The following is a 7,185-nucleotide window of genomic DNA, read 5'->3' as shown; positions in this document are numbered from 1 at the left end:
GCGGCGACGGACTCGGCAACGCGTGCCGAGCAGCCGGATCTGGTCGCCGTGTATCTGCCGATGAGCTATCAGATCGGTGGCTATACCCTGTATCTTGAGCGCAGCCGCGTGCGCCCGCTTGCGGTTGGCGCCGAGCAAGCCCTGCGTTCGGTGATTACGGGAGGCGCCTTGAACGAGGAGATGACTGGCAACGGCCAGTCAACCTCGATCACCCCGATCGGCGGCCGGAGTCGAACGCACGGCGAGGAGAGGTCCTGACCCGATGACCGCCGGGCCAATCATCCGCGGCCGATCAACACGAGCGGCCTTGCGCCGCGACCAGCGGCTCTGAGCGTAGCGGCCAGGCGCCGAGATCGCCGCTGATACTCAGCACCCGAAAGCGCACGAAGATCGATTCCGACAGCCAATGCTCCTGCCGTGCCGCGCGCAGGGTGCGGTGGTGCGGGCTTTGCTGGTAGGCGAAGGCGCGCATCCGCTCGACATCTTGCCAGAGGCTGAAGGTGGCCAGGGTGCGCAGCGGCCCCTCACCGAAGCCGATGTGGAACAGGCAACCCGGGGCGTCACGCAGATGCTGGCGAATCCGCGGCACCGAGCGCCAGAACGCGCGCAGCCGATGATCGTGCACGCGCGCGTGGGTGAGCACCGCGAGCGGTCCGTCAGCGGCGCGCTCGCCGCTGTAGGCGAAGGGCTCGCGCCCATCCCAGGTGCCGTGGCCCGAGATCGGTCGCAAGAGGATATGCAACTGCGCCTGACTGGGCTCGGCGATGCGGCGATAGAAACGACTTTGCCGCAGGCGCCGGTCAGTGGCCGCATCGGGCAGTGCGCTCATCAGGCAATAGGTGCGCAGGTCGGGCAGGATCGAGAAGCCATCGTCGCCGCCGCAGCCCATCAGCCGGAATTCGCCAGCGGGCACGTCATCGCCGATGAACAGACGACGAAAGCCCATGAACAGGAAGGCGGCCGGGCTGTAGCCGAGCGAGTAACGGAAGAAGCTGAAGGTCACCTGGTCGGTTGGCATACGGATGAGGCGGCGGCGGAGCAATGCGGGATTACGGGTTCAGGCATCCGACGACACCAGCACCCGCGCCATGCCCGGCCCGAGCCAGAACTCGAACGGCGCGGGCAGTTCGGCCATCGGCCAGTCCGGCGACAGATCGCGAATCGGTCCCGGCGATTGGATCAGGTGACGCAGGTCATCGACGAAGAAGCGCTGGCGCGCCCAGGGGTCTTTGTTGATCACCAGCAGCGCCTGCCCCGGGCCCTCGACCGCGTGCTTGCGCAGCACCAGGATCGCCGGATCTGGGTGATCGAGGCGCTCGATGCGGCCTTCGCCCGCAAGCACCGGCACGCTGTCCTTGATCGCGTTGACCTGGGCGATGAAGTCGCTGAGATCGAGATTCGGCGTCTCCCAATCGTCCGGGGTCGTCTCGACCACGTCGAGGCGGCGGCGGAAGCCGAACTCGAAGCCGATCGGCATCATCACGCCGCTCGCGAACAGCGCGGTGAACAGGTAGCGCTGGCGCAGCGCATCGGCATTCTGGTGGAACTCCTCGAACATGCGCGGCGTGTCATGGCTCTCGGGAAAGCCGATCGAGGGCGCGATCTGGCGCGTGAGTTCGTATTGATCGAGCAGCCAGTCGCCGTTGAAGTCCCACCATTTGGCGCTGTTGAAGATGGCATCGAAGCCGGCCTCGGCGGTCGCGCGCGTCTGCTCGGGATCGCAACCGAGGGTCTCGGCGACGAAGACCGCATCGGGGTGGCGCGCGCGAATGCGTGCGATCAGCTGCTCCCAGAGCGCAGCCGGCAGCTGATAGGCGGCATCGCAGCGAAACCCGCGAAAGCCAAGCTCGATCAGATGCTCGACCAGGCGCACGAAATAGGCGAGCAGCCCATCCGGGTCATCGGCCTGTTGCAAGGCGCGCCGATGGTCGAACTGGGCGAGGTCGCGCCACACCACCTTGTTGCCGTTGGCCTCGACGCAAAAGGGGTGGGCGACGCGGTTGTTGTGGCGCAGGAACCACTCCGGATGCTCGCGCAGAAGCGGGCTGTCCTCGGCACAGTGGTTGATGACCAGATCGATCATCAACGCCAGCCCCTGCTCGCCGGCGGTCTCCGCCATGGCCTGGACCTGGGCGTCGGGCCCTAGGCGCGAGTCGGGCGCGAGCAGGGCGGCGTTGAGCGCGAAATAGTCGGCGATCGAGTACAGGCTGCCGGAGCGACCGAGCCGCTGGATCGGGTTGACGAAGATCCAATCGAAGCCCATCGCGGCGGCCCGCTCCAGGTGGGGCGTCCAACGCTCGAACGGGCCGACCAAGGGCGGAAACAGGTTATAGAGCTTCATTCGGCGGTTTGCTGCTCAGGCGACTGCTGCGAGGGCTTTGGCGCGCGTTCCTGTTGATAGCCCTGCTCGAATTCGGCGGCGCCTTTCTCGACGGCGTTGACGGCCTTGCCGGTCTTCTGGCCGGCCCAGGCACAGGCGCCCAGGCTGATCGACAGGCACATCAGAGACAGCACATGGAAGAGTCTTTTCATAAGGGATGGCCATGGAGATCGCTGGTTTTTGAACGCCGTAGAGTATAGCCGCTCACGTCCAACAAGGCTTCCCAAGCTGATAGACTGGACGCCCTTGACGACAATCTTGTTGGCGTTCTGACGAGAGGCCATTGACATGCGCGCGCACTTCGACCCTGGCGGTACCCCCGACGGCCTGCTCGCCGCGCTCCATGCGCTCAGTGCGGAGGGCACCATCGGTGGCCTGATGGTACTCGCCTGCGACGCCAACGGCTGGCAACCGGAACGGCTCGATCCCATCTTGCGGGGCTGCGAAATCCCGCTGTTCGGGGGGATTTTCCCGCAGATCACCTACCAAAACCAGAACCATGAACGCGGCACCTTGCTGCTCGCGCTCGGCGCCGCGCCCGAGATCGCTTGCGTGCGGGGTCTGAGCGAGGCGGACGCGGACTTCGACGAGCGGGTCGAGGTCGCGACCGAGCATTGGCAAGAGCCGGCGGGGGCGACCACGATGGTGGTCTTCGTCGATGGCTTGTCGAGTCGGATCAGCGCGCTGGTCGACGGTCTGTACGCCAACTTTGGCCTGGAGAACAATTTCATCGGCGGCGGTGCCGGCTCGCTGAGTTTCCAGCAACGCCCCTGCATCCTGACCAATGCCGGGCTGCTGGCCGATGTCGCGGTGCTGGCGCGCCTGCCGCTGCGCAGCCGCATCGGGGTGACGCACGGCTGGGAGCCGATCAGCGAGCCGCTGAAGGTCACCGGTGCGCGCGGCAATGTCGTCATGACGTTGGATTGGGAGCCGGCGTTCGCCGTCTACAAGCGCATGGTGGAGGCACACAGCGGTCAGGAAATGCGCGCGGAGGCGTTCTTCGCGCTCGCCAAATCCTACCCCTTCGGCATGACCAAGCTCGACACCGAGATCGTCGTGCGCGACCCCCTCATGGTGGTCGACGGCAACCATCTGGTGTGCGTCGGCGAAGTGCCCGAGGGGGCCTTCGTGAAGCTGCTCAACGGCACTCCGGACACCCTCATCGCCGCCGCGCGCAAGGCGCGCGAACTGACGATGCCGGCCTCTGCGGAACTTGCGGGACCGGCACAAGCGGCGTCGGCGAGCTACCTGTTCATCGATTGCATCTCGCGCGTGCTCTTCCTCGGCGAGCGCATCGCCGATGAACTGCGCGCGGTCGGTCACGATCGGCCGGTGAATGGCGCCTTCACCCTCGGCGAGATCGCCAATACCGGCGATGCCTTCCTGGAGTTTTACAATAAGACCTCGGTGTTCGGCATCCTCTTCGACGAGGCGATCGGCTAGGCACGGGCCGACACCTCCTTCTGCTTCCGTCCCGGATCGCGTCGAACCCGATGCCGCGTCTGGGCGCCCTCTGCGGTACAGACCCATGCAAGAGACTGCCCCCGCCAACATCCTCCTCGTCGACGACGACCCCGGTATCCGGCTGCTGATACAGCATGGCTTGATGCGGGCCGGTTATCGGGTCAGCGAGGCCAGTCATGGCCTCGAAGCCCTGGAGCAGTTCGACAGCGCCAAGCCCGATCTGATGCTGATCGACGTCAGCATGCCAGAGATGGATGGCTTCGAGACCGTTGCCGCCATTCGCCAGCGCGACGGCGGCGAGACGATTCCCCTGGTCATGGTGACTGGCTCCGACGACAACGACTCGGTGACCAAGGCCTTTCATGCCGGTGCCAACGATTTTATTACCAAGCCGATCAATCTGCCGATTCTGACGCAGCGAGTCCGCTATGCGCTCGCCAATGCCGAGCGCGAACAGCGCCTGCGCCGCATCCATCTGGAACAGCAAAGCGCCTGCCAACTGGCAAAGCTCGGCTTTTGGCGGCTTGAGATCGAGACCGGGGCGCTGCATTGGTCGCAGGATGCGGCGGCCTTGCTCGGACGCTCCGCGGACATGCCAAGCACGGTCGCAGCGCTCATCGAGGAGGCGCCGGCGGATCAGCGCCAACGCCTGCAAGGGGCCTTCGAGCAGGCCATGACGCGAGCGGCGGGGCTGGATCTGGAGATCCAGCTGACGTGCATCGGCAACGCCGGCATCATCAAATTGCAAAGCAGCCCCGGTGTCGAGGATGGCGTCATCGTCGGTGCCTTTCAGGATGTCACCGCGCTGCGCGCGTTCGAGGATCAGACGCTCTATCTGGTCGAGCACGATGAGCTGACCAACCTGCCCAATCATCGGCTGTTTTCACGCTTGCTCACCGATCGGCTCGAGCCCGACCAGGGCGCGGAGACCGCGACCGAAACCGTGACCGAAACCGCGACCGAAGCAGGGGTAGGGGCAGGGGCGGCACGCACCGCGATCGTGGTCGTCGACATCGACCGCCTGCATCGCATCAACGACGCCTTTGGTCCCGCACACGGCGATGAGGTCGTCATCACCCTGGGCAATCGGCTGCGTCAGCTCCTGCCACCCAATAGCCTCCTGTGTCGGCTCGAATCGGACAGTTTCGGTCTCGCCATTCCGTTGCAGGACAGCACGCTCGCGGACCTACAAACGCAACTCCAAACCGATCTCACGCTGTCCGTGCCGATCAAGGGGCGCGAGGTCTACATCGATTGCAGCATGGGTCTGGCCATCCATCCCGACGATGGTCAGGACGCGGCCACCCTGATTCAGGCCGCGCAAGCCGCCGAGCGCGAGACCAACCGCGATCCAAGCCGTCAGCTGATCCAGTTCTCCGAGATTCGCGCGGCGCGCGAGGAAGGGCGCGTGATTCTCGAGAGCGACCTGCGCGGCGCGCTCGAAAAACAGGAGTTCTTTCTCGTCTACCAGCCGCAGCAGCGGCTGGCCGATCGTCGCATCGAGGGCGTCGAAGCGCTGTTGCGCTGGAATCACGCCGAGCGTGGGATCGTGTCGCCGGCGGACTTCATCCCGATCCTGGAGGAAGCCGGGCTCATCCATGAGGTCGGCGATTGGATTCTGGAGGAGGCGATTCGCCAGGCTGCCGAATGGTTGCGACAGGGGGTGAGCCTGCGCATGTCGGTCAACCTTGCTGCGGCCCAAGTCGAGAACCCGCAGCTCGTCCATCGTTTGTCTGCGCTGGTCGAGGACTACCGGTTGCCGCCCGCGCATCTCGAACTCGAGATCACCGAGAGCACGGCGATGCAGGCGCCGGAGCAAACCCTGCTCAATCTGCGCAAGTTCAAGCAATGCGGTTTTCGCATCGCCATCGACGATTTCGGTACCGGCTATTCGTCCATGGCCTATCTGCTGCAATTCCCGCTCGATGTCTTGAAGATCGATCGCGCCTTTGTCAAAGAGATCACCCATGGCAAACGCAATCGTGCGATCGTCACCGCGCTCAGCACCCTGAGCTTTCATCTCGGCCTGACCACCATCGCCGAGGGCATTGAGACCAAGTCCCAGCGCGATTATCTCGACGCCCTGAATATCGATGTGATCCAAGGCTTTCTGCTCGCGCCTCCGTTGCCGCCCGAACCACTGATCGAGTTCATCCGGGCCGCCGAGAGCGATGCCAACCCGGATGATCCACGGGTGCGTGAGGGCGCATGGGCGCATGAGTCGCCATGAGCGAAGCCGACCGAGTCTCGGCCATGAGCGACACAGGGCACCAGCCATGAGCGACGCGGAGCATCGGCACGAGATCGAGATCCTCTATGAGATCTCGCTAGCGATCGGTCACAGCCTGGATCTGCACGGCATGCTCAAGCAGTCCGTGGGCACCATCATGCGCCAGTTGAACTGCCAGGCCGCTGTCGTCCTGCAATACACATCCAACGCCGACGAGCCCCCCACACATGGGCGAGCAAAAGAACCGGCGCAAGCGCAGGCGGATCAAGCCCTGACCTGGAACGATCTCTATGTGGTGCCGAAGACGGTCCGCAAATCGGCCGAACTGCGGGATTTCCTGACCGGCTTGGATTTACCGGAAAACCAAACCGAGCTCAAGGTTTGGCAAGCGGCCGCCGGGGGCGGCGCCATGCCGCAAGCGAGCGAGTTCAGCAACTCGACCTATTACGCCTTTCATCTCCCGAAGATCGGCGTGCTGATCCTGAAACGGATTGGCCCGAGCATTTCCCGCAGCCTGCTGCTGTCGCTGAATGTGCTGATGGACAAGTTGGCCTATTCGGCGCTCGCGTGCCTGCACGATGCGCAACTGAAACAGCAGATCGAGGCGGCGCAAGCGGCGAATATCGCCAAGAGTCAGTTCCTCGCCAACATGAGCCATGAGATCCGCACGCCGATGAATGGCGTCATGGGCATGTTGGACATCACACTGGAGACCGAACTGCAGCCGCAGCAGCGCGATTATCTGCGCCAGGCGCGATTGTCGGCGCAGCATCTGCTGGAAATCATCAATCTGATCCTGGACCTCTCCAAGATCGAGGCGAAGAAATTCAAGCTGAAACCGGAGCCGACGGATCTGTTCGAGTTCATCGGCGAGCTGATCAAGAGCCAGGTACCGCATGCGTTGTGCAAACGGCTCAATCTGCTCTATGACGTCGAGCCGACGCTGCCGCGCTGGGTCGAGATCGATCCAACCCGGTTACGCCAGGTGATGTCGAACCTGATCGGAAATGCGTTGAAATTCACCGATCAGGGTAGCGTCACGCTCACCGTCACGCCTTCCCAGGCACCGCCCGTGTCCCAGCCAGCCGCCCAGCCGGCCGCCCAGCCAGCC

Annotated in this window: 6 protein-coding genes and 1 pseudogene; 4 read left to right on the top strand and 3 right to left on the bottom strand. The window is 64.2% G+C overall.

Going from position 1 to position 7,185, the window contains the following annotated elements:
• Positions 1 to 258 (top strand): annotated as a pseudogene (locus ACLFQI_RS10190) (hypothetical protein); the annotation flags it as partial.
• A gap of 34 nt (positions 259 to 292) precedes the next feature.
• On the opposite strand, the gene ACLFQI_RS10185 reads toward ACLFQI_RS10190, so the two are convergent.
• From ACLFQI_RS10185 to ACLFQI_RS10175, 3 genes are read right to left on the bottom strand one after another with little or no spacing between them, the layout of a single operon-like run.
• Entirely contained in the window at positions 293 to 1,018 is a 726-nt protein-coding gene (locus tag ACLFQI_RS10185; protein ID WP_410759037.1) for an aminodeoxychorismate lyase, read from the bottom strand.
• Positions 1,019 to 1,057: 39 nt separating this feature from the next.
• Positions 1,058 to 2,341 carry an alpha-amylase family glycosyl hydrolase gene (locus ACLFQI_RS10180; RefSeq protein WP_410759036.1) on the bottom strand — a complete coding sequence of 428 codons (1,284 nt, stop codon included), beginning with the start codon at positions 2,339 to 2,341 and terminating at the stop codon, positions 1,058 to 1,060.
• Entirely contained in the window at positions 2,338 to 2,532 is a 195-nt protein-coding gene (locus ACLFQI_RS10175) for a hypothetical protein (RefSeq protein WP_410759034.1), read from the bottom strand. The genes ACLFQI_RS10180 and ACLFQI_RS10175 overlap by 4 nt, the downstream gene beginning before the upstream one ends.
• A 136-nt stretch (positions 2,533 to 2,668) precedes the next feature.
• Between ACLFQI_RS10175 and ACLFQI_RS10170 the strand changes: the two genes are divergently transcribed.
• From ACLFQI_RS10170 to ACLFQI_RS10160, 3 genes are all read left to right on the top strand, one after another.
• Positions 2,669 to 3,823 carry an FIST signal transduction protein gene (locus ACLFQI_RS10170; protein ID WP_410759032.1) on the top strand — a complete coding sequence of 385 codons (1,155 nt, stop codon included), beginning with the start codon at positions 2,669 to 2,671 and terminating at the stop codon, positions 3,821 to 3,823.
• A gap of 85 nt (positions 3,824 to 3,908) precedes the next feature.
• On the top strand, positions 3,909 to 6,074 hold the full coding sequence (locus ACLFQI_RS10165; protein WP_410759031.1) for an EAL domain-containing protein: 2,166 nt from the start codon (positions 3,909 to 3,911) through the stop codon (positions 6,072 to 6,074).
• Positions 6,075 to 6,120: 46 nt separating this feature from the next.
• Positions 6,121 to 7,185: sensor histidine kinase (locus ACLFQI_RS10160; RefSeq protein ID WP_410759029.1), on the top strand; the 1,065-nt coding region annotated here is incomplete at its 3' end.

The sequence above is a fragment of the Halochromatium sp. genome, from assembly GCF_046541315.1.
In the GTDB taxonomy this organism is placed as follows: Bacteria; Pseudomonadota; Gammaproteobacteria; order Chromatiales; family Chromatiaceae; genus Lamprobacter.
Note: the sequence above shows the minus strand (reverse complement) of the source record. Positions and strands in the feature narration are given on the sequence as shown.